Raw genomic sequence first — 24,183 nt, 5'->3', positions numbered from 1 at the left:
TGCTGGCCACCACTGCCTTTCTGCCCTTGCGCCAGGCTGCCGTCGCGGCCCCTGGCCGGGCACCCCGCCAGCCTCTGGCGACGGTACAAGCCCTCCGCCACCTCCTGCATCTGTAGGATGGTGCTCCCGGCGCCAGACGCCGATACTTCTGCCCAGGCCCTGCCCACGCCCTCCCGGGCGCAACGGTCCTTCACCCCTTCCGTGACGAAAACAATAACAACGTCGCCCAGAGGTACAGACCCATGAACCATCCCGATCATGCACCGGCCAGCCAGCTGCAAGCCTTCAGCGAGCTGACCCTGGAACTGCAGCAACTGGCGCAAAACAAGGACCTGGAGCATCTGCACCCGCATGCCCTGGCGCGCATCAGCAAACTGCTGCCCTTCGACAGCGCCTGGTGGGGCCGCGCCGCGCTGATCGACGGCCTGCCGGATGAACACAGCTGCTACCTGTACCGCCTGCCGCCGAGCTACCTGCCGGACTGGCAATCCATCCGCCACACCGATGTCACCGTGGGCCGGGTCCACGCCGTGCCCGGGCAGGCGGTGATCGTCGACATGACGGACCCGGCCAACGGTCCCGGCCTCAACTGGCTGGGGCGCCTGTACCACATTGGCGAGCTGCTGTGCGTGGTGCACATCGACCCCCACACCCACCTCAGCAACCACCTGGCCCTGTACCGCGCCCCAGGCGCCCCGGGCTTCACCCAGGACGACTGCCACCTGCTGAACAACTTGATGCTGCACCTGGTGGCTGCCGTCTCGGCCAATCAGATCCGCACCCTGGTGGCCACCCGCGAGAAGCTCAGCCGTCCACGCAACCTGGCCCTGGCGGTGTGCGACCCACGCGGCGTGCTGCAATGCGCCGAGCGTGGTTTTGTCGACCTGCTGCTCAGCGAATGGCCGCGCTGGAGCGGCCCGCGCCTGCCGAGCGGGTTCGACATCGGCGGCTTCGAAGGCCAGCGGCTGCAGGTCGAATCCTCGGCCGTGGGCGACCTCTACCTACTGGCAGCCCGCAGCCGCAGCCTGCTGCCCAAGCTCAGCCCCCGGGAAAACGCCGTCGCCCACTGCTTCGGCGACGGCAAGACCTACAAGGAAGTGGCCCGGGACCTGGGCATGTCGCCCAATACCGTGCGCCATCACATCCGCGCCATCTACAGCAAGCTCGGGGTCAAGGACAAGGCCCGGATTGCCCAACTGCTGCACGCCCCGCCTGACTGATCCCCTCTGAATATCGCCTTGCGTTTGGCGGTCGTTCTTGACCGCCACGGGCAGCCTTTGCCCATTTTTCAGCCCACTGCCGTGTGCCGGCGAGCCGTTCGCCGAACAACAACTCCAACAAGAGACGCACCGCCCATGACAAGGATCCTCAGCCGCACCACCGCCGCCGTGGCGGGCACCCTGGCCAGCCTGTCGCTACAGGCCGCCGACCTCAACGCCCGGGACTTCTTCGCCGCCCCCGTGGGCACCAGCCTCGGGGTGCTGTACCTGCCGACCACCCGCGCCGGGGATTTCCACGGCCCGGCCGACAGCACCGGCAAGGCCGAACTGCGGGTCAATGCCATGGCCTACCGCCAGGTGTTCTTCAGTGACCTGTGCGGCACCCTGTGCACCCCGCAGTTCATCGTGCCGTTTGCCGACATCGACGCGCGCCTGCCCGGTGCCGAGCACCACACCGGCGAAAGCGGCTTCGGCGACCCTCAGGTGGGGGGCACCCTGTTCTTCATCAACCAGCCGCAAACCCGTACCTACAGTGGGCTCTTGACCCTGATCACGCTGCCCGTGGGCGAGTACCACAGCCGCAACCCGGACGTCTCCCCCGGGGCCAACCGCTGGGGCGCGACCTTTGTCTACAACTACACCCAGGGCCTGGGCGAGAAGTGGGTGCTGGAGGCCAACCTCGAAGCCCAGCTCTATGGCACCAACGATGACTATTTCGGCAGCGACCTGAAGCAGGACCCGCTCTACCGCCTGCAGGCCTTCGCCTCCTACGACTTCACCCCCAGCACCTACGGCGCCCTGCGCCTGATCCACGCCGACGGTGGCGAACTGCGGATCAACGACCGGCGCATCGACGACACCCACAAGCGCTACACCCAGGTCGGGTTCGAGGTCGGGCACTGGCTGGACAAGCAGAACCAGCTGATGTTCGGCCTGTCGCGCAACGTCGCCACCGACAACGGATTCGCCGGCACCGACGCCCTGCTGCGTCTGGTCCACGTGTTCTGACCCCCTTTGCCTTCGGAGCCTGCCCATGAACACCCGGAACCCTGCCTTGAGCGACACCCCGCAGATCACCCGCCAACCCCTGGGCCTGCTGGCGGCCATCGTGCTGTTCGCCGCCATCACCCCCGCCGTGCTGCTGATGGCCCCGGCCATCGCCGCGCAACTGGCCAGCCAGTGGCAGTTGAGCCCCACGCAGATCGGTGACCTGTTTTCCGCCGAACTGGGGGCCATGAGCCTGGCCACCCTGCCCGCCATCTGGTGGCTGAAACACGTCGACTGGCGCCGCGCAGCCCTGTGCAGCGCCCTGCTGTTCATCGTCGCCAACCTGCTGTCGATGCTCGCCCATGACTACTCGCTGCTGTTGATCGCTCGTTTCTGCAGTGCCCTGGCCGGCGGCTCGCTGATGATCATCTGCCTGGCCAGCGCCGCCGCCAGCCCGCGTCCCAGTCGCACCTATGGTTTCTGGGTGATGGGCCAGCTGGTGCTGGGCGCCATCGGTCTGAGCCTGTTGCCGATGCTCTTCGAGCGTTACGGCCTGGGCGCCTGCTACCTGCTCATGGCACTGCTGATGGGCCTGTGCCTGCCCCTGGCCCGCTGCTTTCCCGCTGGCGCCCCACATCGCGCCGACAACGCTGCGGCAGCGCCCGCGATTTCCCGGGGCAAGGCGGTGCTGGGCATTCTCGGCATCCTCACCTTCTACATCAGCCTCAGCGGGGTCTGGACCTTTATCGGCGCCATTGGCAGCCAGTCCGGCCTCTCGGCCCAGGCCAGCGGCGACATCCTCGCCATCGCCACCCTGATGGGCATTGTCGGCGCGCTGTGCGCCACCCTCTGCGGCGACCGCCTGCCACGCAGCATCCTGTTGCTGCTGGGCTACGGCCTGATGGCGGCCTCGGTGCTGCTGCTCCTGGGACAACCGCAACTGGCGCGCTTCGCCCTGGCGGCGCTGGCGTTCAAGTTCACCTGGACCTTCATCCTGCCGCTGATCCTCGCGCGCATGGCCCAGATGGACCGCAGCGGCCGGCTGATGAACGCCTCCAACCTGGTGATCAGTGCCGGCCTGGCCATCGGCCCGACCCTGGCCGGGCGCCTGATCGAAAGCAGCGGCGGCTTCCAGCAACTGCTGTGGGCAGGCGCCGCGATCACCCTGGTGTCCCTGGCCCTGGTCCTTGGCTGCCGGCCCACTCACTGAATGACCTGCCCCGTCGGGGCCCGCCGGGCGCTCCAGACGCCACTGTTTCCTTGAACGATGGATATCGCCATGACCTGCAAAACCGCTTTTTTCTTCGATGAACTCTGCCTGTGGCACAGCGCCGGCCTGCACAGCCTGACCCTGCCGGTGGGTGGCTGGGTGCAGCCGCCGGCCGCCGCCGGACATGCCGAGTCACCGGAGACCAAACGCCGGCTGAAAAGCCTGATGGATGTTTCCGGGCTGACCCGGCAATTGCACCTGCGCAGCGCCCCTGCGGCCACCGAGGAAGACCTGCTGCGCGTCCACGGCGCCGACTACCTGCAACGCTTCAAGGCCCTGAGCGATGCCGGTGGCGGCCACCTGGGGGACGAGGCACCGGTGGGCCCGGGCAGCTATGAAATCGCCAAGTTGTCGGCCGGGCTGGCCATGGCCGCCGTGGACGCGGTACTCAGCGGCGAGGTGGACAACGCCTATTCCCTCTCCCGTCCACCGGGCCATCACTGCACCGCCGACCAGGCCATGGGGTTCTGTTTCCTGGCCAATATCGCGATTGCCATCGAGGCCGCCAAGGCCCGCCGCGGGCTGGGCAAGGTGGCGGTCATCGACTGGGACGTGCATCACGGCAACGGTACCCAGTCGATCTTCGAGGAGCGCGCCGACGTGCTGACCCTGTCCCTGCACCAGGACGGCTGTTTTCCTCCGGGCTACGGCGGCGAGCAGGATCGCGGGCGCGGCGCCGGCCTGGGCTGCAACATCAATATCCCGCTGCTGCCCGGCAGTGGCCACGACGCCTACCTGCAGGCGATGCAGCGCATCGTGCTGCCGGCCCTGGAGCGCTTCGAGCCGGAACTGATCATCGTCGCCTGCGGCTACGACGCCAATGCCGTCGACCCGTTGGCGCGGATGTTGCTGCACAGCGACTCCTTCCGTGAAATGACCCAGTGCCTGCGGGACGCCGCCGAGCGCCTGTGCGCCGGGCGCCTGGTGCTGGTGCATGAAGGCGGCTACTCCGAGGCCTATGTGCCCTTTTGCGGGCTGGCCACCCTGGAGGCGCTGTCGGGCATTCGCACCGCGGTCGACGACCCGATGCTGGCGTTCGTGCGTCAGCAGCAACCCAAGGCCGACCAGGTGAACTTCCAGCGCCAGTTGCTGGAGCGCCAGGCCCAAGCCATAGAGGCTGCCGCTGGCTAACCCCCGTCGAACGGGTGGCTGCCGATCCTCGGCCGCCACCTGGCCGTCTGCATCCTTCCTCCTGCCTCTGGCCGCAACGGCCTCTTCAACCACCTGCCGGCTCGCCCAATCGTGCTGCAGGAGCCGGCTTGGCGGCGCAGGCATCCTCCCTGTTTCGGACATTGGTCTCGGCAAAGCTGAAAGGTTTCCTATCCTCTCCTCAGCTACATGATCGTCAGGCCCAGCACCTCAATACCTAATAACCCTGCGTGCCGCTGCGCCCCTTGCCTCGAAGGCCGGGTGAACTGCGCGCAGGGGCCTGTCTGTCTGCTTGTCCGACCCCCTCGATGCCGGCGCCGTCCGGCAACGGGTCATTGGTGTTCCCGCTAAGACAAAGGAGATGTCCATGCACCGCAAGACCAAGGATTACCTCGACGAGATCAGCTTCTGGCACTGCGCCCGGAGCCGATTGCTGCATCGCGCGGCCCAGCTCCGGCATAACCCCGAAGCGCCAGTGCAACAAACCCCACCGCAACGCCCCAGGGAACCCCTGGATGACTTGTTGCAAAAGTGCGGCCTGGGAGAACTCTGCCGCTGTCCCGGACATGCCGCAGACAACTTGCCGGGCTACCCCCTCGACCCCTCGGACTGAGCACGATCCGGTGCGGGCAGCGCTCACTCCGGCAAGGGTGCCTGGGCCCGCGCCTCACTGGGTGTCTGCTGATAACGGGCCTTGAACGCCCGGGCGAAATGCGCCTGGCTGGCAAAGCCGTGGCGGTAGGCAATCTCACTGATGTCCAGGCTCGCTCCCGGGCTGCTGCACAGCAGCTGGCGGGCCTGCTGCAGGCGTTTCTCCAGGATGAACCGGCTGGGCACGGTGTCTTCCAGGGCAAACAGCCGGGCCAGGTGCCGGGGCGATACCCCGGTCTGGGCCGCCACCCGTTCGCAGCTCAGGGTCGGGTCCGCCAGTTGCTCATGGATGCACTGCTTGGCAGCCAGCAGGTAGGAGGCACTCAAGGCATTGATCGGACGCTCCCCCGCCTGCCCGGCGATGATGCTGGCCAGGAGTTCGAAGGCCTGCTCCTGGTAGGCATCGGCCTCGCCGCACAGCGGCTGCTGGAAGAACTCCCGGGTGCGCTCCCCGAGGGTGCGCAGCAACAGGCGCTGGACGCCGCTCTGCACGCTGATCTTCAACGGCCGCTCGAAACGCTTCAGGCAGCGCTCGGCAAACTGCTCCTGGGGAATGTCGAAGATGAACTGGCGCATCGCCCCGGAAAAGCCGAACAGGTAGGGCTTGTCGGTGCGGTACACCACCAGCTCGCCCGGCTCCAGGACCTGGCAGGCGCCGTCCTGGTAGAAGAACGAACCGCTGCCGGTGACCAGCGAGACGAAGATCGACTCCTTGGGCACGCCGCGAATCATCGAAGTGTCGCGCTCCACCACGTGTTCATTGCCGACAATCCGCGCCAGGCGCATGGCCCCCAGTTGCAGGTTGTCCTGGCAGGCGGTAAAGCCGCCCTCGGCGTAGGAATTGCACTTGAGCCCCACCAGGGTGCTGGCGTTGTAGTCCTCCCAGAAGGTCAGGCGTTGATCGGGATCGACTGCCTGGGTACTGGCGTGCCGGGTTTCGAGCAAGGCGCATGGAGACATTGTTGTTCTTCTCATGGGCGGCGGGATATTCCCCGGACGGCAAGGCAGTGTCCGGGCACCTGGGGACCGCATGATCTGCGGGCTGCGGCCATTCATTAACATCTGAACCTTATACCCTGTCAACTGCAAACGCAGTGGGATCCGGTCGCGCCGACGGCTTCGCCGAGACGCTATCGCAAGTACGAAATATCCCGTCCGAAACAGACAAACAACCCGTCCGATCCGATCAAACCCCGCCCCTCCCAGCCGCCTAAAGTCGCAGTTGTAGCCCCCATGGCTGCCCCCTCGGGCAGTCCCTGGCTCCCCCCCTTATAAAAACAACCGAGGCCGACCATGCCTGAAGCCGCCACCCGTGAATTCTGGAAAGACCTGCAACCCATCGCCAATTGCTTCAAGCCCGATGCCAAGCCCGAGGTCTACCTGCCCGACGCCGCCAGCGACGACCTGAGCCTGTACGTGCCCTTCACCGAAACCGTGTCCTCGCGGCCACTGTGGATCTCCCCCAGCGAGAACCGCTGGTGCGACATCCTGATGGCCCGCAGCGCCGGGCTGGTCAACCGCCATTACCACCCCCACGAAGTCTTCGCCTACACCCTGTCCGGCAAGTGGGGCTACCTGGAACACGACTGGACCGCCACCGCCGGCGACTTCGTCTACGAGACCCCGGGCGAAGGCCACACCCTGGTGGCCTACGAGCATGAACAGCCGATGCGAGTGTTCTTCATCGTCAAGGGGCCGCTGATCTGGCTCGACGAACAGGGCGAGCCCGACGGCTATTTCGATGTGCACTCCTACATCGCCCTGTGCCGCGAGCACTACGAAAAGATCGGCCTGGGCGCGGCCCACATCGACACCCTGTTCCGCTGATCGCCGGCACTGCCTCCTCGGAGAACCACCATGGCTTATAAAAACAACAAGGCCGGCTACGAGAACACCTTGCTGGGGGTGCTGTTCCTGACCTTCGGCTTCGTCTTTTTCGATCGTCTGGCGCTGTCCTTCCTGTTTCCCTTCATGGCCGACGAGCTGCAACTGAGCAACAGCCACCTGGGCATGCTGTCCTCGGTGCTGGCCCTGGCCTGGGCCGTCTCGGGGGCCCTGGTGGGCGCCTGGTCGGACCGCCGCGGCGTGCGCAAGCCGCTGCTGATCGTCGCGGTGATCCTGTTTTCCCTGTGCTCGGCGCTGTCCGGGCTGGTCACCGGTTTCCTCAGCCTGCTGCTGTTTCGCGCCATCATGGGGCTGGCGGAAGGGCCGATCCTGCCGCTCTCGCAATCGCTGATGGTCGAAGCCTCGTCGCCCCATCGCCGGGGCTTGAACATGGGGTTGCTGCAAGGTTCGGCCGCTGGCCTGCTGGGCGCGGTGATCGGCCCACCGGTGCTGATCGCCCTGGCCGAGGCCTATGGCTGGCGCCATGCGTTCATCATTTCGCTGGTGCCGGGCTTGCTGATTGCCCTGTTGATCTGGCGCTACGTACGGCCCGATCCTCCCCGTGCCGAACCCCAGGCCCAGAACGTCGCCAGCGGTGCCGGTGGCCAGCGGCTGGCACTGCTCAAGAGCCGCAACATCGTGCTCTGCACCCTGATCAGTTGCTTCTTCCTGACCTGGTTCATCGTGCTGATCTCCTTCACCCCGACCTTCCTGGTCAAGGTGCGCGACTACAGCCCGGCCAGCATGGGCACCATCATGAGTTGCCTGGGTGCAGCCTGGGTGCTCTGGGGCTTCGGCGTACCGGCGATCTCCGATCGCATCGGCCGCCGCCCGACCCTGGTGCTGTTCTCGCTGATTGCCGCCTGCTGCCCCATGGCCCTTCTGTTCGCACCCTCGCCGCTGATTCTCGGGGTGCTGATGCTGCTGACCTACACCGGCCTGGGCTGCTTCACCCTGTTCATGGCCACCATTCCGGCGGAAACCGTGCCCCGGGAAGTCATGGCCACCGCCCTGGGCATGATCATGGGCATCGGCGAACTGGTGGGCGGCTTCGTCGCGCCGACCATCGCCGGGTTCGCCGCCGACCGCTTCGGCCTGTCGATCGTCATGTGGATGTCCTGCGGCGGTGCCTTGCTGGCCGCCGTGCTGGCGCTGTTTCTCAAGGAAACCGCGCCGGCGGTACTGGCCCGTCGACACCCCCGACACGACCCTCTCGCTCCTGCCACCTCCCTTCGAGGAAACCAGCCATGAACGCACTGCGTTGGCACGCCGCCCGCGACCTGCGCTTGAGCCAGGTGCAACCGCGCCAGCCCGGCGCCGGTGAAGTCCTGTTGCAAGTCGCCTACTGCGGCATCTGCGGCAGCGACCTGCATGAGTACGCCGATGGGCCTCACTCCATTCCCCAGGAGGTCGCCCATCCGTTGTCCGGCTGTCGGGCACCGCTGACCCTGGGCCACGAATTCTGCGGCCAGGTGATTGCCCTGGGGCCGGGGGTCGATCCGCACCTGCTGGGGCAGCGGGTGGCGGTGGAACCGGAATACCGTTGCGGCGAATGCAGCTACTGCCGCATGGGCCAGTACAACCTCTGCCAGTCCATGGGCTTTATCGGCCTGATGGGCGACGGCGGCTTCGCCGAACAGGCACTGGTGCCCAGCTACATGCTGCACCGCCTGCCGGACAACGTCAGTTTCAAGCAGGCCGCGGTGCTGGAGCCTGCGGCGGTGGCCTTGCATGCCTTGAACCAGAGCAGCCTGATGGCCGGCGACAGTTGCGCGGTGTTCGGCCTGGGGCCCATCGGCCTGTTGCTGATCCTCCTGGCACGCTTGCGCGGAGTGGAACGCATCTACGCCGTGGACCTGGACCCGCAGCGCAGGCGCCTGGCCCTGGAGTTCGGCGCCTCGGCGGCCCTGGATGGCCGCGCCCCGGACCTGCGGCAACGGCTGCGGCAACTCAGCGACGGCGGCCTCGACAGCGCCTTCGAAGCCGCCGGCAGCCAGCAGACCCTGAGCCACGCCCTGCACTGCCTGCGCAAAGGTGGCGAAGCGGTACTGGTGGGCTTGATGGGCGAAGTGAGCCTGGATGCCTTCCACCTGGTGAACAACGAACTGCGCCTGCTCAGCAGTGTCGGCTACCGGCATGTCTACCCCGACTTGATCGAGCTGCTGGCCCGGGGACGCCTGGACCTGTCCCGGGTGGTGACTCGCTGCCTGGCCCTGGAGCAGGCGGTCGAACAGGGTTTTGAAGCCCTGCTGCAGGACAAGAGCCAGATCAAAGTGCTGGTCAACCCGACACCGGCCCTGGCCGAGGCCTGATTCGCCGGTGTTCGACACTCAAGACAAAAACAACAAGAAACGAGTACCCGAGATGAACCTTTCCTATGCGCTGTGCCCGCTGCTGGCAGCCTTGCTGCTGCCCCTCGATTGCCTCGCCGAGGCCCCGATCGAGTCCCGCTCCGGCCCCCTGTCCGGCCTGGGCGACTACCTGGCCGACCAGGGCATCAGCCCCCATGTGCAGTTCCTCAGCCTGGCGATGAAGAACCTCGATACCGGCCCCCGGCCCCACAGCTTCGGCAACAGCGGCGACCTGTTCGTCGGTGCCGACTTCAACCTGCAGACCCTGGCCGGCCTCGACGACGCTGCCCTGCACTTTGAACAGACCCTGTTCATTCTCGACCACCAGACCGGCGTGCCCACCTCGCGCAATTGGCAGGGCGCCGCCGGCAGCTACTTTGCCGGCGCGCCGATCCACAACGACCTCACCAGCAACCAGCTGAGCCTGCTGACCTACCAGCAGACCTGGCTCGACGGCCAACTGGACCTGAGCCTGGGGCGCACCAACGCGCGGCGCTACTTCTACATCTACAACTGCGAAAGCACGGTGACCTGCAACGACCCGATCATCGACGCCTCCACCGGCATCCTGCCGCCGCCCTACGGCAGTTGGGGCGGCTACCTGAAGTACCAACTGACGCCCCAGTGGTACCTGCATGGCGGCGCCTTCGAGTCCAACCCGGTGGACTACCTGAAGAAGCGCAAGGGCCTGGATTTCAGTACCGACGACGCCAGCGGCACCAGCCTGCTGCTGGGCCTGGGCAGCCAGAACCGCGATGCCTACAGCTCCCACTACGAGCTCAACGGCTACTACAACACCTCCAAGCAGGTGGACCCGCTGACCGGGGCCATGGACTTCGGCACAGGCGGCGCCTTCTTCAAGTTCCAGCAGTCGCTGTGGCGCGCCGACGCCGGCCAGGGCAGCGCACCCCAGGCCCTGCTGCTGTTCGGCTCGCTGTCCGCGGCGGCCGATGACAAGCAGCCCTTCAGCCAGTTCGCCGAGGCCGGCCTGACCTACCTCGCGCCCTTCGACCGGCCCCGGGACAAGCTCAACCTCAAGGCCAGCTACCTGCGCCTGAATGACCACCAGTTGCGCTTCCAGCAACAGGCGCGGATCGCCAATGGCGGCGACCCGCGCCGGGGCGAGCCCAATGTCTACGCCCTGGAAGCCAACGCCCACATCGCCCTGACCCGGCAACTGGCCCTGGAGCCCAGCGTCCAGTACCTGATCAACCCGGACAACTTCTACAACCCCGAAGCCCGCGAGCTGAGCGGCAACGGCTTTGTCGTCGGCCTGCAAGCGACCCTCGACGTCGGCTCGCTGCTGGGGCTCTGAGATGGATTTCTTTGACTGCCTGCGAGGTACCCCTCATGAATGAAAGCGCTCCCCAGACCTTCGACTACATCGTGGTCGGTGCCGGCTCCGCCGGTTGCGTGCTGGCCAACCGCTTGTCCGCCGACCCCAGGCTCAAGGTCTGCCTGATCGAGGCCGGCCCCAGCGACCGCACGCTGCTGCCCGCCGCCTATGTACGCGTGCCGGCGGGGATCATCCGCCTGATCGCCAACCCGCGCTGGAACTGGATGCATCAATTCAGCGCCCAGGCCGACAGCGGCGAGCGGCCCATCCCCTGCCCGCGGGGCCGGGTCTGGGGCGGCTCCAGCGCAATCAACGGCATGATCTACATCCGCGGCCAGCGCCAGGACTACGACCGCTGGGCCGCCGCCGGCAACCAGGGCTGGGGCTATGACGAACTGCTGCCCTACTTCAAGCGCTCGGAACGCTTCGAACCGGGGGCCTCGCCCTGGCACGGCCAGCACGGCGAACTGAATGTCGCCAAGCAGCGCAGCCTGAGCCCGGTCAACCCGGTGTTCTTCGAGGCTGCCGCGGAGCTGGGCTGGAACTACAACGAGGACTTCAACGGGGCGGACCAGGAAGGCTACGGCCCCTTCCATGTCACCCAGATCAATGGCGAGCGCTGCAGTGCGGCCCGGGCCTTCCTGCACCCGATCCTGCAGCGCGAGAACTTGACGGTCCTGAGTTCCACCCTGACCCACCGAGTGCTGCTGCAAGGCCAGCGCGCCAGCGGCGTGGAAATCAGCCAGGACGGCCAGGTCCGGCAGCTGCAGGCGCGCCGCGAGGTGATCCTCTGCGCCGGGGCGATCAACTCGCCGCAACTGCTGCTGCTCTCCGGCATCGGCGCGGCCGAGGAACTGCAACCCCATGGCATCGCCCTGCGCCACCCGTTGCCGGGGGTCGGGCACAACCTGCAGGACCACCAGGACATCGTGCTGATGTACCGCAGCGATCCGGAGCTGGGCTACGGCCTTTCGACCAAGGGCCTGCTGCCCCTGGCCCGCTCGCCCTGGCAGTACCTGGCCCGGCGCCAGGGCCCGCTGAGCTCCAACACCGTGGAGTCAGGGGCCTTCCTGCGCCTGAGCCCCGCGGATGAAGTGCCGGAGCTGGGGCTGATCGTCGCCCCGGCGTTGAAGAACCAGCCCCAGCGCCTGATTCCCGTGGGCCATGGCATCAGCCTGCACGTGGCGGTCATGCACCCGCAAAGCCGTGGCCGGGTGCGCCTCAACTCGGCGGACCCGCACGACAAGCCGCTGATCGAGGCCAACTTTCTCAGCCACCCGGAAGACCTGCGCAAGCTGGTGGCCGGTTTTCACCTGGTGCGCCAGCTGGCGGCGACCCGGGCCTTCTCCCAACGCCTGCAAGGCGAACTGGTGCCCGGCCCGCAGGTGCAGAGCCAGGAGCAGATCGAGCAATGGATCCGCCACAACCTGGGCACGGTGTTCCACCCGGTGGGCAGCTGCAAGATGGGCTCAGATGAATACGCCGTGGTGGACGATCAGTTGCGCGTCCACGGCCTCGACGGGCTGCGGGTGGCAGATGCCTCGATCATGCCGAGCCTGATCACCGGCAACACCAATGCGGCGGCGATCATGATCGGGGAAAAGGCTGCAGACCTGCTACTGGGCCGCGCCATGCCGGTTCTGGACACCCTCGCCCAGCCTGCACAACCGGCACCGTCGCAGGCCATCGGCTGAAAAGCCTCGAAGGGGCGCCCGGGACGGCTTCTGGACCTGCGTGGGTGGGTCCTGGCGCCCCACACCTGCCACCGGCGGTTGAGCCAGGCAAGCCGTCTGCGCAACAGCCAAGCTCATTGCGCAACCGGTGGCGCGCTGCTCCACAACTGCGGCCAGTCCGACGAGGGCAGGCCGTTGCAACTCGGCATCTGGCGGTAATCCGTGAGCTGGAAGCCTTGGCCGTCGAACAGCCAATGCCCGGTTTCGCCACAGTCACCGATCCCCCGCGCCAGATAATAGGTGCTCAGCACCCCGGTCCCGGAGTCGTAGTGAGCACCGCCCGAACCGTCGGCGTTGCCCATGGGCAAGGCCTGTCGCTGCAGCGCCTCAAGGTGCGGCGGGTTGCTGCGCGACCAACTGCTGATCAGGTAATCGCAGGTGTAGGCCGCGCATTCGCTCAGCACCACGCTCAATGCCCGGCGCGCGGTCAGCGGATAGACCTCGACCTGCGGCTCGAGCACATAATCCTCATCGTCATTCGGGGTCCCCGGCGAGGCGAGTTTCAGCGCCGCCGCCGAAATCTGCCTGCGCTCCTGCGCCGTCAACTCGGGGGCTCGTGGATATCCGCGCAGCTGTACCGGCTGCGCTCGTGCCGGCACCTCGCTGGCCAGGCGCGGGCCTGGACGCCACAGCGCGGTCACGCCCCCCACCCGGCCCTGTACCGAGTCCATCAACAGCAGCGCGGCCGACAGCCCGTCCAAGGGCACCCGCGCCTCATCGCTGCCTGGCAGTTTCAGCTCCTGGCCATTGCGCAACTGCTCCAGCCATTGGCGAACCCTGATCGGGTCGTTGACCTCATAGCGGGTGACTTCGTTCTGCTCGGCGGTCTTGCATGGCAGAGGCACCAGCGCGTCCAGCAACTGTGGCTCCAGCGGCACGCCGTCGACCAGCAGCGTCGACAGCGGCATGGGCTCGCCACGCTGGTCCAGGCGTATCCGCAGGGCGTCATCGGCACCGGCACGCCGCAGGATATGCAGGGTCAGGCTGCGGTACTCCACCCCGTACTGGCCGGAGGGGGCGCTGAGGGCGTGGCAATCGCGCAGGTTGTCGCAACCGGTGATCCATTCCTTGCTCTGGCGCAGCAACGGCACCTTTTCCCCGGCGCTCTGCGCCAGCGCCTGAACACTGCAGGCCGTCAGCAGAACAACCATCAGGGCACGCTGCACCATGGGACGTTTCCTTGTCGGCTAAAAGCGCCGATTGTCCCATGCGCGGTGTTGCGCGCCCCAGTACTTTCATCCTCAGGACGAGGGTTTTTCTGTGCCCTGGCGCAAGCGGTACTCGCCCGGCGCCAGCTTGGCGTAACGCTGGAAGAACCGGCTGAAATAGGCCGGGTCCTTGAAACCCAGCTGGTAGCAGATGTCATTCACCGAACTGCTGGTGAACAGCAGCAGGCGCTTGGCCTCCTGCATCAGGCGCTCGTACACCAGGCGCTTGGAGGGCAGGTCGGCAATGCGCCGGCAGACATCGTTGAGCCGCGCCTCGGTGACCCCGAGGCGCTCGGCGTAGCGGCCCAGGGACCAGTGCTCCAGGTAGCGGGCCTCGATCAGCTCGTTGAAGCGGTGGAAGATCTGCAAGTCTTCATGGCGCGCCGGACGTGCCTTGAGGGAGTTGGCCGAAAGCCTGAGCAGGCTGATCATCAGCAGCCGGGTCAGGGCTTCCAGGGCCGGCTCGCGCCCGGCCCCCTGCCCCGCGATCTCCTGCTGCAGTTCATCGAACAAGCACTCCAGGCGCCGCACCTCGCCGGCGAACTCCGGCCCCAGGCGCGCCAGGGCCACGCACACCGGCGGTACCAGGGGCCCGGAAGCCAGGGCCGGATCGGCGCCAATCAACTCCCACACCAGCTGCTGGCGCACGGTGAGCACATGGCCTTCGCTGTCGGCCTCGGTGACGAACGCATGGGGAATGGTCGGCGGGGTGAGAAAGAACATCGGCCCCGACTCCAGGTATTGCTGGTCATCGAGGTAGACCCGCACCGCGCCACTCTGCACGTAGTGCACCTGGAAGAAACGGTCGTGACGGTGCACCGGCATGTTGCGGCCGAAGAACCCGGCCAGGTTGCTCAGCTTGTCGTAGTGCACCTGGGCATCGGCGTAGCGCTGGTCGTAGACCTGGCCGATGTTGATGTTGGGAATCGGTTGGCGTGGGTTCATGGCGCCCTTCTGTTTTTATTTTGCTGCACGCGGACCGTCGCCATCCTGCGGGATTCGCGGCCTGCCTGCCAGTGCCCGAGCCCCGGTGCAGGACAGCCGCTTGACGATCGTTAACATATTAAATATAACGTTAACACATTAACGAATTCACCCCGCCACCGACAAGGGCAACGCGGGCCACAGACACCAGGAACCAGGAGACGCGCGATGAGCCGTGCACTGATCGACCACGCCGGCGGCACCCTGTTCGGCGTTGCGCTGAACTACCAGGGCTTGCTGCAAAGCCATCTGCAGAGCTTCAGCCAGCCGCCCTACCAGCAGCCGCCGGTCAAGCCGGTGCTGTTCATCAAGACCCCCAACACCCGCAACAGCCATGAAGCGCCGGTGGTGTTTCCCAAGGGCGTCGAACGCCTGCAACCGGGCCCGGCCCTGGGGGTGGTGATCGGCAAGCGCGCCAGCCGCGTGAGCGTGGAGCAGGCCCTGGAACATGTGGCCGGCTACACCATCGTCAACGAGTTCAGCCTGCCGGAAGACAGCTACTACCGCCCCGCCGTAAAAGCCAAGTGCCGGGACGGTTTCTGCCCCATCGGCCCGCAACTGGTGCCGGCCACCGAGGTGGCCGATCCCCATGCACTGGACATCGAGCTGTGGGTCAACGGCGAACGGGTGCAGCACAACAGCACCGCCAACCTGGTGCGCAGCATCCCCCAGCTGATCGCCGAGATCAGTGAGTTCATGACCCTGCACCAGGGCGACGTGCTGATCACCGGCACCCCGGAAGGCCGGGTCGATGTACGCCCCGGCGATCGGGTCGAAGTGCAGATCAGCGGCCTGGGCCGTCTCGCCAACCCCATCGTTGCCGAATGAGGAACTGACATGAAACACGCTCGCATCCGTTATCAGGGCCAGGTCCACGAGGCTCGGGTCACCGGCTCCAATAGCCTGGAGCTGGCCGATGGCCGGGTCCTCGCCGAAGACCAGGTGCAGTGGCTGCCACCGGCCACCGGAACCTTGTTCGCCCTGGGCCTGAACTACGCCGACCACGCCGCCGAACTGGCCTTCAAGCCGCCCACCGAACCCCTGGTGTTCATCAAGTCGCCGGGCACCTACACCGGCCACAACCAGGTCACCTGGCGCCCGGACAACGTCGCCTACATGCATTACGAGTGCGAGCTGGTGGCGGTGATCGGCAAGACCGCGCGCAACGTCAAGCGCGAGGACGCCCTGGACTACCTGGCCGGCTACACCCTGTGCAACGACTACGCGATCCGCGACTACCTGGAGAACTACTACCGGCCCAACCTGCGGGTGAAAAACCGCGACGCCACCACCCCGGTGGGCCCGTGGATCATCGACGCCGCCGAGGTGCCAGAGCCCAACAACCTGACCCTGCGCACCTGGGTCAACGGCGAGCTGCGCCAGCAAGGCACCACCGCCGACATGATCTTCGACATCCCCTACCTGATCGAATACCTGTCCGGTTTCATGACCCTGCAGCCGGGCGACATGATCGCCACCGGCACCCCCGAAGGCCTGTCCGACGTGGTGCCCGGCGACGAGGTGGTAGTGGAGATCGAGGGCATCGGCCGGCTGGTCAACCGCATCGTCAGTGAAACCGAATTCTTCACCCATCACGCCCACCCCGAGCCCACCGCCGTGGCCAAGGAGCACGCATAAATGATCAAGCACTGGATCAATGGCCGCGAGGTCGAAAGCCGTGAAGTCTTCACCAACTACAACCCCGCCACCGGCGAAGCCATAGGTGAAGTGGCCAGCGGCGGCGCCGAGGAAATCGCCCAGGCAGTGGCCGCGGCCAAGGACGCGTTTCCCAAGTGGAGCAACACCCCGGCCAAGGAACGGGCGCGGCTGATGCGCCGCCTGGGGACGCTGATCGAAGAGAACGTGCCGCACCTGGCGGAACTGGAGACCCTGGACACCGGCCTGCCGATCCACCAGACCCGCAACGTGCTGATTCCCCGGGCCTCGCACAACTTCGATTTCTTCGCCGAGGTCTGCACCCGCATGGATGGCCACAGCTATCCGGTGGACGACCAGATGCTCAACTACACCCTCTACCAACCGGTCGGCGTGTGCGCCCTGGTGTCGCCGTGGAACGTGCCGTTCATGACCGCCACCTGGAAGACCGCGCCATGCCTGGCCCTGGGCAACACCGCGGTGCTGAAGATGAGCGAACTGTCGCCGCTGACCGCCAACGAACTGGGGCGCCTGGCGGTGGAAGCCGGGATTCCCCCAGGCGTGCTGAACATTGTCCAGGGTTACGGCGCCACCGCCGGCGACGCCCTGGTGCGCCACCCGGACGTGCGGGCGATCTCCTTCACCGGCGGCACCGCCACCGGCAAGAAGATCATGCAGACCGCCGGCCTGAAGAAGTACTCCATGGAACTGGGGGGCAAGTCGCCGGTGCTGATCTTCGAGGACGCCGACCTGGAACGGGCCCTGGACGCCGCGCTGTTCACCATCTTCTCGCTGAACGGTGAACGCTGCACCGCCGGCAGCCGGATCTTCATCCAGGAAAGCGTCTACCCGCAGTTCGTCAAGGAATTCGCTGCCCGGGCCAAGCGCCTGATCGTCGGCGACCCGCAAGACCCCAAGACCCAGGTCGGCTCGATGATCACCCAGGCCCACTACGACAAGGTCACCGGCTACATCCGCATCGGCATCGAGGAAGGCGCGACCCTGCTGGCCGGCGGCCTGGAACGCCCGGCCAACCTGCCGGCGCACCTGGCCCGCGGGCAGTTCATCCAGCCCACGGTGTTCGCCGACGTGGACAACCAGATGCGCATTGCCCAGGAAGAGATCTTCGGCCCGGTGGTGTGCCTGATCCCGTTCAAGGATGAGGCCCAGGCCCTGCAACTGGCCAACGACACCGAATACGGCCTGGCCTCCTACATCTGGACCCAGGACATCGGCAAGGCCCATCGCCTGGCCCGGGGCATCGAGGCCGGCATGGTGTTCATCAACAGCCAGAACGTGCGCGACCTGCGCCAGCCCTTCGGCGGCGTCAAGGGCTCGGGCACCGGCCGTGAAGGCGGCGAGTACAGTTTCGAGGTGTTTGCCGAGATCAAGAACGTCTGCCTCTCCATGGGCAGCCACCACATCCCGCGCTGGGGCGTGTAGGAAGCGCTTGACGATCTCGCGGGCGACGGCACTTTTGACGCATCATCAGCCACGCGCCGCAGATCGTTGACAGGTTCGAGGATCGACAACCGTCCCGGACCACACCCACAACAAGATGTTTCAGGAGAAGCACCATGGGCGAAGTCGTCATGGCCGCCAAGGTCTGCCACGTACCATCGATGTACCTGTCCGAACTGCCGGGCAAGCACCACGGCTGCCGCGCGGCGGCCATTGCCGGGCACAAGGAGATCGCCCGCCGTGCCCGTGAGCTGGGCGCCGACACGGCGGTGGTGTTCGATGTGCACTGGCTGGTCAACAGCGGTTACCACATCAACTGCGGCGAGGTGTTCAACGGCACCTACACCAGCAACGAGCTGCCGCACTTCATCAAGAACATGACCTACGACTACCAGGGCTGCCCGGAACTGGGCGAGCTGATCGCCGCCGAGGCCAACGCCGCCGACGTGCGCACCCTGGCCCACAACATCCCCAGCCTGGAGCTGGAGTACGGCACCCTGGTGCCCATGCGCTACATGCACATGGACGTGCCCGCCGCCGAGCACTTCAAGGTGGTGTCGATCGCCGCCTGGTGCGCCTGGCACAGCCTGCAGGACAGCTTCACCTTTGGCGCCGCGGTGCGCCGGGCGATCGAGAAGAGCGACCGCAAGGTCCTGGTGCTGGCCTCCGGCTCACTGTCCCACCGCTTTTCCAACGACCGCGACGCCGAAGCCAACATCCACCAGTGGACCCGGGAGTTCGACAAGCAGGTGGACCAGCGGGTGGTGGAACTCTGGCAACAGGGTCGCTTCCGCGAGTTCTGCGCCATGCTCCCGGACTACGCCGAACACTGCTACGGCGAGGGCAAGATGCACGACACGGCGATGCTCCTGGGCCTCTTGGGCGGTCCCGAGTACAACCGCCCGGCCGAGATCGTCACCCCGCTGTTCGGCAGCTCCGGCACCGGCCAGATCAACGCCATTTTTGAAGTTTAAGAGCAGCTGCGAGCGTTCAGCTACAAGCTGCAAGACCACACAGAGGCTGCGTTGAACTGCAAGCCACAAGCCGCAGGAGATCCCTCTTGCCGCGTGTGGCTTGCCCCTTGCCGCTGCCTGCGAAGGAGGCTCCCGTGCCGCATTTCATCGCTGAGTACACCGACAACATCGAACAGGCCGCCGATCTGCCCGGGCTGTTCATCAAGGTTCATGACTACCTGGGGGCCAGTGGCGTGTTCCCCCTGGGCGGAATCCGCAGCCGCGGGGTGCGCCTGGACACCTGGCGCATGGCCGACGGCAAGCACGACTACGCCTTTGTCCATATGCGCCTGCAGGTCGGCGCCGGGCGCGACCTGGCGACCCGCCGGCAGGTGGCCGAGGGGCTGTTCGAGATCATCAAGGCGCATTTTGCCGAGCTGCAGGCGCAGCGGTTGCTGGCCCTGTCGTTCGAGATGAGCGAGCTGGATGCCGAGCTGAACTTCAAGCACAACAACGTGCACGAGTTCCTGCGCGGACAGGCCTGAGCATTGTGCCGGCCCTTGCGCCGGCCAGCCGGCTTCCGGCACCTCCGTAGGAGCTGGCTTGCCAGCGAAGAGGCCCGCAAGCCCTGTACCCGCCCTGGCCCCGCCTTCGCCGGCAAGCCGGCGCCTACAAGAACAATAACGAGACCCTTGTCATGCCCTATGCCACCACCGCCGAGACCTCGCGCGCCGAGGTCAACGACTGCTATCGCAAGATCACCTGGCGGCTGATGCCGTTGTTGTTCGTCTGCTACATTTTCGCCCACCTGGACCGGATCAACATCGGCTTCGCCAAATTGCAGATGACCCAGGACCTGGGCTTCAGCGACAGCGTCTACGGCCTCGGCGCCGGCCTGTTCTTCGTTGCCTATGCGCTGTTCGGGGTGCCCAGCAACCTGGCCCTGGACCGGGTCGGGCCGCGGCGCTGGATCGCCTTCCTGATGCTGGTCTGGGGCTTGCTGTCCAGCGCGTTGATGCTGGTGGACAGCGCCTGGGGCTTCTATGTCCTGCGCTTTCTCCTCGGGGTCGCCGAGGCCGGTTTCTTCCCCGGCATCCTGGTGCTGCTCAACCGCTGGTTCCCGGCCAGCCGGCGTGGCCAGGTCACGGCCCTGTTCGCCATCGCCGTGCCCATGGCCGGAGTCATCGGCGGGCCCTTGTCGGGGTGGATCCTGGAAAGCTTCCACGACTTCGGCGGCCTGCGCGGCTGGCAATGGATGTTCCTCATCGAAGGCTTGCCCGTGGTGGTGCTGGGGCTGGTGGTGCTCAAGGCCCTGCCGGAAAGCATCGAGCAGGTGGACTGGCTGAGCGCCGCGCAGAAAACCCGGCTGTTGCAGGCGCTGCAACAGGAAGAACAGCGCAAGTCGATCACCCGCTTCAGCGACATCCTCAAGGACCGCCACGTCTGGCTGCTGGTGTGCATCTACTTCGCGGTGATGCTGGCGGTCAACACCATCGCTTTCTGGATGCCGACCCTGATCCACCACGCCGGCATCGCCCGGGACAGCAATGTCGGCATGCTCAGCGCCCTGCCCTACCTGGCCGGCTGCCTGTTCATGCTCGGCGTCGGCCGCTCCTCGGACCGCCTGCGCGAGCGCCGCTGGCACCTGGGGGTGCCGCTGCTGATGTCCAGCCTGGGCCTGATCCTCACCGGACTGGCCCCGGAGAACCCCTGGCTGGTGATGTTCGGTCTGCTGATCGCGGGCATGGGCGCCAGCGCCGCACTGCCGATGTTCTGGCAACTGCCACCGGCGTTCCTGGCCAGCAACACCCAGGCCGCGGGCATTGCCCTGATCAGTTCCTTCGGCAGCGTCGCCGCCTTCCTTGCGCCGTACCTGATCGGCGTGGTGCGCGACGCCACCCAGAGCGCCAGCCTCGCCCTCTATGCCCTGGCCCTGCTGATCGCCCTCGGCGCCTGGCTGGTGCTGCGGGTACCGGCCCATATCGTCAACCCACGAGAGAAATAACCATGCTCAGCCCCTCGGATATCCAACAGGCCGCGGCGCGCCTCGACGCCGCCGAACGCAGCCGCGAACAGATCGGCCAACTGTCCCTGGAACACCCCGGCATCACCGTCGAAGACGCCTATGCCATCCAGCGCTGCTGGGTGGAACAGAAGATCCGCGACGGGCGCAAGCTGGTGGGCCACAAGATCGGCCTGACCTCCCGGGCGATGCAGGTGTCGTCGAACATCACCGAACCGGATTTCGGCGCCCTGCTGGACGACATGCTGTTCGATGAAGGCAGTGATATTCCGTTCCAACGCTTCATCGTGCCCAGGGTCGAGGTGGAGCTGGCGTTCATCCTCGGCAAACCCTTGAAAGGCCCGAACTGCACCTTGTTCGATGTGCTGGACGCCACCGATTGGGTGATCCCGGCGCTGGAGATCATCGACGCACGAATCCAGCAGCTGGACCCGCAAACCCAGGTCACCCGCAAGGTCTTCGACACCATTTCCGACAACGCCGCCAACGCCGGCGTGGTCATGGGCGGCCGCGCGGTGCGCCCGGGGGACCTGGACCTGCGCAAGGTGCCGGCGGTGCTCTACCGCAATGGGGTGATCGAAGAGTCCGGGGTCTCCGCCGCTGTGCTCAACCACCCGGCCAAGGGCGTGGCCTGGCTGGCCAACAAGCTGGCGGCCTACGACGTCGGCCTGGAGGCCGGGCAGATCATTCTCGGCGGCTCCTTTACCCGCCCGGTGGCGGCCCGTCCGGGCGACGTCTTCCACGTGGACTACGACCAGTTGGGCAGCATCGCCTGCCGTTTTATCTGAGGAGAGCAGCATGGAGATGCCACTGAACCTGTTCAAGCAACGCCTGCAACAGGCCGAACCGCAGATCGGCCTGTGGCTCGGCCTGGCGGATGCCTACTGCGCCGAGCTGGCGGCCAACGCCGGTTTCGACTGGCTGCTGCTGGACGGCGAGCACGCCCCCAACGACCTGCGCAGCCTTCTGGCCCAGCTCCAGGCCATCGCGCCCTACGCTGCCCAAGGGATCATTCGCCCGCCCATTGGCGACACCGCGCTGATCAAGCAACTGCTGGATATCGGCGCCCAGACCCTGCTGGTGCCCATGGTGGAAAGCGCCGAACAGGCACGCCAACTGGTCCGCGCCATGCACTATCCGCCGCTGGGCGTACGCGGAGTGGGCAGCGCCCTGGCCCGGGCCTCGCGCTGGAACAGCATTGGCGACTACCTGGATCAGGCCGATGCGCAGATGTGCCTGCTGGTGCAGATCGAGAACCTCGAAGGGCTGTGCAACCTCGACGAGATTCTCACGGTGGACGGTGTCGACGGTGTGTTCATCGGCCCCGCGGACCTGTCGGCGGCCATGGGCCACCGCGGCAACCCCGGGCATCCGCAGGTGATCGCCGCCATCGAGGACGCCATCGTACGGATTCGCCAGGCCGGCAAGGCGGCGGGCATTCTCAGCGCCGATCAGCGCCTGGCGCGGCGCTGCATCGAACTGGGGGCGAATTTCGTCGCAGTGGGTGTGGACACCACGGTGCTGATGAAGGGCCTGCAAAGCCTGGCCGGACAGTACAAGGGCCTGGATACCCCCACCAGCGAGGGCGGGGTTTACTGAGCGGCAGCTTGCCGGCGAAGGCGGCCTTATGGGCGTTGCAAGGCTTGGGGGCCTCTTCGCTGGCAAGCCAGCTCCTACACAAAGAGGTATTGCGCGAGGTTTTTCGTAGGAGCCGGCTTGCCGGCGAAGGCGGTCTTATGGACACGGCAAGGCTTGGGGGCCCCTTCGCTGGCAAGCCAGCTCCTACACCAAGGGGCATTACGCGGTTTTTTCGTAGGAGCCGGCTTGCCGGCGAAGGCGGTCTTATGGGCGTCGCAAGGCTTGGGGGCCCCTTCGCTGGCAAGCCAGCTCCTACACAAAGGGGTAATGCGCGAGGTTTTTCGTAGGAGCCGGCTTGCCGGCGAAGGCGGTCTTATGGGCCCGGCAAGGCTTGAGGGCCTCTTCGCTGGCAAGCCAGCTCCTACACCAAGGGGCATTGCGCGAGGTTTTTCGTAGGAGCCGGCTTGCCGGCGAAGGCGGTCTTATGGGCGCGGCAAGGCTTGAGGGCCCCTTCGCTGGCAAGCCAGCTCCTACAGGGCGATTATGCGGGGCGGCTGGCCAGGCGCCAGACCCGGGCAATGTCCGCCGCCCGCTCGCGCAACAGGCGCGGGGCTTCGCGGCAGGCCTGTTCCAGGCTCATGGGCCCGGACGTCAAAGCAAAGGCCGCGTCCACGCCGTGGGCATACATCTGCTGGTAACCCTCGCCCAGGGTACCGGCGATGACGATTACCGGCACGCCATGCTCGCGAGCAATGCGCGCCACGCCAAAGGGCGTCTTGCCCCGCAGGGTCTGGGCGTCGAAGCGCCCTTCGCCGGTGATCACCAGGTCGGCATCGCGTACCGCCTGCTCCAGCCCCACCAGCTCAGCCACGACTTCCACCCCGGGGCGAAACTGCGCGCCGAGGAAGGCCTTGGCGGCAAACCCCAGGCCGCCGGCGGCGCCACTACCCGGCTCGTCACGCACATCCCTGGGCAGCACCTGGGCACAGAGATCGGCAAAATGCCCCAGGGCCTGGTCCAGTTGCTGCACCTGGTGTGGCGAGGCGCCCTTCTGCGGGCCGAAGATCGCCGAGGCGCCGTGTTCGCCACACAGGGGGTTGTTGACGTCGGCGGCGATTTCAAAGCGCACCTGGGCCAGGCGCGGGTCCAGGGCATTCAGTTCGATGCTGGCCAGATCGGCCAGGGCCAGCCCGCCCCGGGGCAGCACTCGACCTTGCTGGTCGAGCAGTTTCAGCCCCAGCGCCTGCAGGGCGCCGGCGCCACCGTCATTGGTGGCGCTGCCGCCAATGGCCAGGATGATCCGCTGGGCACCTTCCTCCAGTGCAGCCTGGATCAGCTCGCCAGTGCCGAAGGTGCTGCTGGTACAGGCATCGCGCTGGCCTGGTGCGAGCAATTGCAGGCCACTGGCTTCGGCCATCTCGATGATTGCCGTGTGACTGTGGGGTAACCAGCCCCAGCGGGCCTCCACCGCAGCCCCCAAAGGCCCCTGGACCCGGGTGCTGCGCAGTTGCCCTGCACAGGCGGCGAGAATCGACTCCACCGTCCCTTCCCCGCCATCGGCCATCGGGCATAGCTGCACCTGGGCATCGGGCCAGGCATCGGCCAGCCCCAGGGCAATGGCCCGGGCCACGCCTTCGGCACTCAGGCTGTCCTTGAACGAGTCGGGGGCGATGATGATCTTCATGGGGCTATCTCCGGTTCTTGTGCCGCCATGCTGCCACTTGACGGCCCCGCTGACG

General features: G+C 66.5%; 22 protein-coding genes. 18 read left to right on the top strand and 4 right to left on the bottom strand.

What is annotated here, in order from left to right:
* Window positions 1-242 precede the first annotated feature (242 nt).
* The 5 genes from U873_RS0120525 to U873_RS0120505 all read left to right on the top strand — a co-directional run bounded on the left by U873_RS0120525 (window position 243) and on the right by U873_RS0120505 (window position 5,239).
* Window positions 243-1,220: a helix-turn-helix transcriptional regulator gene (locus U873_RS0120525; protein ID WP_025130026.1), complete on the top strand. Its 978-nt coding sequence runs from the start codon at window positions 243-245 to the stop codon at window positions 1,218-1,220.
* Between the two features lie 135 nt (window positions 1,221-1,355).
* The gene (locus tag U873_RS0120520) at window positions 1,356-2,228 is read left to right on the top strand and encodes a transporter (RefSeq protein ID WP_025130025.1); all 873 of its coding nucleotides are present in this window, start codon (window positions 1,356-1,358) and stop codon (window positions 2,226-2,228) included.
* 25 nt (window positions 2,229-2,253) lie between these two features.
* On the top strand, window positions 2,254-3,417 hold the full coding sequence (locus U873_RS0120515) for an MFS transporter (protein WP_025130024.1): 1,164 nt from the start codon (window positions 2,254-2,256) through the stop codon (window positions 3,415-3,417).
* Window positions 3,418-3,486: 69 nt separating this feature from the next.
* Window positions 3,487-4,608 (top strand): class II histone deacetylase, encoded by a 1,122-nt coding sequence (locus U873_RS0120510; protein WP_025130023.1) that lies wholly within the window; start codon window positions 3,487-3,489, stop codon window positions 4,606-4,608.
* A gap of 385 nt (window positions 4,609-4,993) precedes the next feature.
* Window positions 4,994-5,239 (top strand): hypothetical protein, encoded by a 246-nt coding sequence (locus U873_RS0120505; RefSeq protein ID WP_025130022.1) that lies wholly within the window; start codon window positions 4,994-4,996, stop codon window positions 5,237-5,239.
* A 23-nt stretch (window positions 5,240-5,262) separates the two neighbouring features.
* Here the strand turns inward: U873_RS0120505 and U873_RS0120500 are convergent, their stop codons facing one another.
* Complete coding sequence (locus tag U873_RS0120500; RefSeq protein WP_025130021.1) at window positions 5,263-6,237, bottom strand: helix-turn-helix domain-containing protein; 975 nt, start codon at window positions 6,235-6,237, stop codon at window positions 5,263-5,265.
* 333 nt (window positions 6,238-6,570) lie between these two features.
* On the opposite strand from U873_RS0120500, the gene U873_RS0120495 reads away from it, so the two are divergent.
* The 5 genes from U873_RS0120495 to U873_RS0120475 are packed head-to-tail and all read left to right on the top strand — an operon-like array spanning window position 6,571 to window position 12,542.
* A complete protein-coding gene (locus U873_RS0120495; RefSeq protein WP_025130020.1) occupies window positions 6,571-7,104 on the top strand; it encodes a 2,4'-dihydroxyacetophenone dioxygenase family protein in 534 nt (177 codons plus the stop codon).
* 30 nt (window positions 7,105-7,134) lie between these two features.
* Window positions 7,135-8,412, top strand: a complete 1,278-nt coding sequence (locus U873_RS0120490) for an MFS transporter (RefSeq protein ID WP_025130019.1) — start codon at window positions 7,135-7,137, stop codon at window positions 8,410-8,412.
* Window positions 8,409-9,473, top strand: a complete 1,065-nt coding sequence (locus tag U873_RS0120485) for a 2,3-butanediol dehydrogenase (RefSeq protein ID WP_025130018.1) — start codon at window positions 8,409-8,411, stop codon at window positions 9,471-9,473. The genes U873_RS0120490 and U873_RS0120485 overlap by 4 nt, the downstream gene beginning before the upstream one ends.
* 52 nt (window positions 9,474-9,525) lie before the next feature.
* Window positions 9,526-10,827, top strand: a complete 1,302-nt coding sequence (locus U873_RS0120480; RefSeq protein ID WP_025130017.1) for a carbohydrate porin — start codon at window positions 9,526-9,528, stop codon at window positions 10,825-10,827.
* Window positions 10,828-10,862: 35 nt separating this feature from the next.
* Window positions 10,863-12,542 (top strand): GMC family oxidoreductase, encoded by a 1,680-nt coding sequence (locus U873_RS0120475; RefSeq protein ID WP_025130016.1) that lies wholly within the window; start codon window positions 10,863-10,865, stop codon window positions 12,540-12,542.
* 113 nt (window positions 12,543-12,655) lie between these two features.
* Here the strand turns inward: U873_RS0120475 and U873_RS0120470 are convergent, their stop codons facing one another.
* Window positions 12,656-13,750 carry a DUF1176 domain-containing protein gene (locus U873_RS0120470; protein ID WP_025130015.1) on the bottom strand — a complete coding sequence of 365 codons (1,095 nt, stop codon included), beginning with the start codon at window positions 13,748-13,750 and terminating at the stop codon, window positions 12,656-12,658.
* 72 nt (window positions 13,751-13,822) lie between these two features.
* Window positions 13,823-14,734, bottom strand: a complete 912-nt coding sequence (gene hpaA, locus U873_RS0120465; protein WP_025130014.1) for a 4-hydroxyphenylacetate catabolism regulatory protein HpaA — start codon at window positions 14,732-14,734, stop codon at window positions 13,823-13,825.
* 207 nt (window positions 14,735-14,941) lie between these two features.
* Here hpaA and U873_RS0120460 point away from each other — a divergent pair, with 207 nt between their 5' ends.
* From U873_RS0120460 to hpaI, 8 genes are all read left to right on the top strand, one after another.
* Window positions 14,942-15,601, top strand: a complete 660-nt coding sequence (locus U873_RS0120460; RefSeq protein ID WP_025130013.1) for a fumarylacetoacetate hydrolase family protein — start codon at window positions 14,942-14,944, stop codon at window positions 15,599-15,601.
* A gap of 9 nt (window positions 15,602-15,610) precedes the next feature.
* The gene (locus tag U873_RS0120455; protein ID WP_025130012.1) at window positions 15,611-16,411 is read left to right on the top strand and encodes a fumarylacetoacetate hydrolase family protein; all 801 of its coding nucleotides are present in this window, start codon (window positions 15,611-15,613) and stop codon (window positions 16,409-16,411) included.
* A complete protein-coding gene (gene hpaE, locus U873_RS0120450; RefSeq protein ID WP_025130011.1) occupies window positions 16,412-17,872 on the top strand; it encodes a 5-carboxymethyl-2-hydroxymuconate semialdehyde dehydrogenase in 1,461 nt (486 codons plus the stop codon).
* Between the two features lie 134 nt (window positions 17,873-18,006).
* Window positions 18,007-18,864: a 3,4-dihydroxyphenylacetate 2,3-dioxygenase gene (hpaD, locus tag U873_RS0120445; protein ID WP_025130010.1), complete on the top strand. Its 858-nt coding sequence runs from the start codon at window positions 18,007-18,009 to the stop codon at window positions 18,862-18,864.
* 134 nt (window positions 18,865-18,998) lie between these two features.
* Entirely contained in the window at window positions 18,999-19,388 is a 390-nt protein-coding gene (locus U873_RS0120440) for a 5-carboxymethyl-2-hydroxymuconate Delta-isomerase (RefSeq protein ID WP_025130009.1), read from the top strand.
* Between the two features lie 152 nt (window positions 19,389-19,540).
* Window positions 19,541-20,848 carry an MFS transporter gene (locus tag U873_RS0120435; protein WP_025130008.1) on the top strand — a complete coding sequence of 436 codons (1,308 nt, stop codon included), beginning with the start codon at window positions 19,541-19,543 and terminating at the stop codon, window positions 20,846-20,848.
* A gap of 2 nt (window positions 20,849-20,850) precedes the next feature.
* Window positions 20,851-21,654 carry a 2-oxo-hept-4-ene-1,7-dioate hydratase gene (gene hpaH / locus U873_RS0120430; RefSeq protein ID WP_025130007.1) on the top strand — a complete coding sequence of 268 codons (804 nt, stop codon included), beginning with the start codon at window positions 20,851-20,853 and terminating at the stop codon, window positions 21,652-21,654.
* 10 nt (window positions 21,655-21,664) lie between these two features.
* Window positions 21,665-22,465, top strand: a complete 801-nt coding sequence (gene hpaI, locus U873_RS0120425) for a 4-hydroxy-2-oxoheptanedioate aldolase (RefSeq protein ID WP_025130006.1) — start codon at window positions 21,665-21,667, stop codon at window positions 22,463-22,465.
* A 520-nt stretch (window positions 22,466-22,985) separates the two neighbouring features.
* Here hpaI and U873_RS0120420 read toward each other — a convergent pair.
* Window positions 22,986-24,128, bottom strand: a complete 1,143-nt coding sequence (locus tag U873_RS0120420; protein ID WP_025130005.1) for a glycerate kinase — start codon at window positions 24,126-24,128, stop codon at window positions 22,986-22,988.
* Between the last annotated feature and the right edge of the window lie 55 nt (window positions 24,129-24,183).

It is taken from the genome of Pseudomonas sp. PH1b (assembly GCF_000633395.1).
Classification (GTDB): domain Bacteria; phylum Pseudomonadota; class Gammaproteobacteria; order Pseudomonadales; family Pseudomonadaceae; genus Aquipseudomonas.
Note: the sequence above shows the minus strand (reverse complement) of the source record. Positions and strands in the feature narration are given on the sequence as shown.

Coding starts and splice junctions, on each gene's coding strand:
- U873_RS0120480 (WP_025130017.1), top strand. CDS start 9,526: ATGAACCTTTCCTATGCGCTGTGCCCGCTGCTGGCAGCCTTGCTGCTG.
- U873_RS0120455 (WP_025130012.1), top strand. CDS start 15,611: ATGAAACACGCTCGCATCCGTTATCAGGGCCAGGTCCACGAGGCTCGG.
- U873_RS0120470 (WP_025130015.1), bottom strand. CDS start 13,750: ATGGTGCAGCGTGCCCTGATGGTTGTTCTGCTGACGGCCTGCAGTGTT.
- U873_RS0120490 (WP_025130019.1), top strand. CDS start 7,135: ATGGCTTATAAAAACAACAAGGCCGGCTACGAGAACACCTTGCTGGGG.
- hpaD (WP_025130010.1), top strand. CDS start 18,007: ATGGGCGAAGTCGTCATGGCCGCCAAGGTCTGCCACGTACCATCGATG.
- U873_RS0120485 (WP_025130018.1), top strand. CDS start 8,409: ATGAACGCACTGCGTTGGCACGCCGCCCGCGACCTGCGCTTGAGCCAG.
- hpaE (WP_025130011.1), top strand. CDS start 16,412: ATGATCAAGCACTGGATCAATGGCCGCGAGGTCGAAAGCCGTGAAGTC.
- U873_RS0120510 (WP_025130023.1), top strand. CDS start 3,487: ATGACCTGCAAAACCGCTTTTTTCTTCGATGAACTCTGCCTGTGGCAC.
- U873_RS0120420 (WP_025130005.1), bottom strand. CDS start 24,128: ATGAAGATCATCATCGCCCCCGACTCGTTCAAGGACAGCCTGAGTGCC.
- U873_RS0120495 (WP_025130020.1), top strand. CDS start 6,571: ATGCCTGAAGCCGCCACCCGTGAATTCTGGAAAGACCTGCAACCCATC.
- U873_RS0120515 (WP_025130024.1), top strand. CDS start 2,254: ATGAACACCCGGAACCCTGCCTTGAGCGACACCCCGCAGATCACCCGC.
- U873_RS0120435 (WP_025130008.1), top strand. CDS start 19,541: ATGCCCTATGCCACCACCGCCGAGACCTCGCGCGCCGAGGTCAACGAC.
- hpaA (WP_025130014.1), bottom strand. CDS start 14,734: ATGAACCCACGCCAACCGATTCCCAACATCAACATCGGCCAGGTCTAC.
- U873_RS0120505 (WP_025130022.1), top strand. CDS start 4,994: ATGCACCGCAAGACCAAGGATTACCTCGACGAGATCAGCTTCTGGCAC.
- U873_RS0120500 (WP_025130021.1), bottom strand. CDS start 6,237: ATGTCTCCATGCGCCTTGCTCGAAACCCGGCACGCCAGTACCCAGGCA.
- U873_RS0120460 (WP_025130013.1), top strand. CDS start 14,942: ATGAGCCGTGCACTGATCGACCACGCCGGCGGCACCCTGTTCGGCGTT.
- hpaI (WP_025130006.1), top strand. CDS start 21,665: ATGGAGATGCCACTGAACCTGTTCAAGCAACGCCTGCAACAGGCCGAA.
- U873_RS0120475 (WP_025130016.1), top strand. CDS start 10,863: ATGAATGAAAGCGCTCCCCAGACCTTCGACTACATCGTGGTCGGTGCC.
- U873_RS0120525 (WP_025130026.1), top strand. CDS start 243: ATGAACCATCCCGATCATGCACCGGCCAGCCAGCTGCAAGCCTTCAGC.
- hpaH (WP_025130007.1), top strand. CDS start 20,851: ATGCTCAGCCCCTCGGATATCCAACAGGCCGCGGCGCGCCTCGACGCC.
- U873_RS0120520 (WP_025130025.1), top strand. CDS start 1,356: ATGACAAGGATCCTCAGCCGCACCACCGCCGCCGTGGCGGGCACCCTG.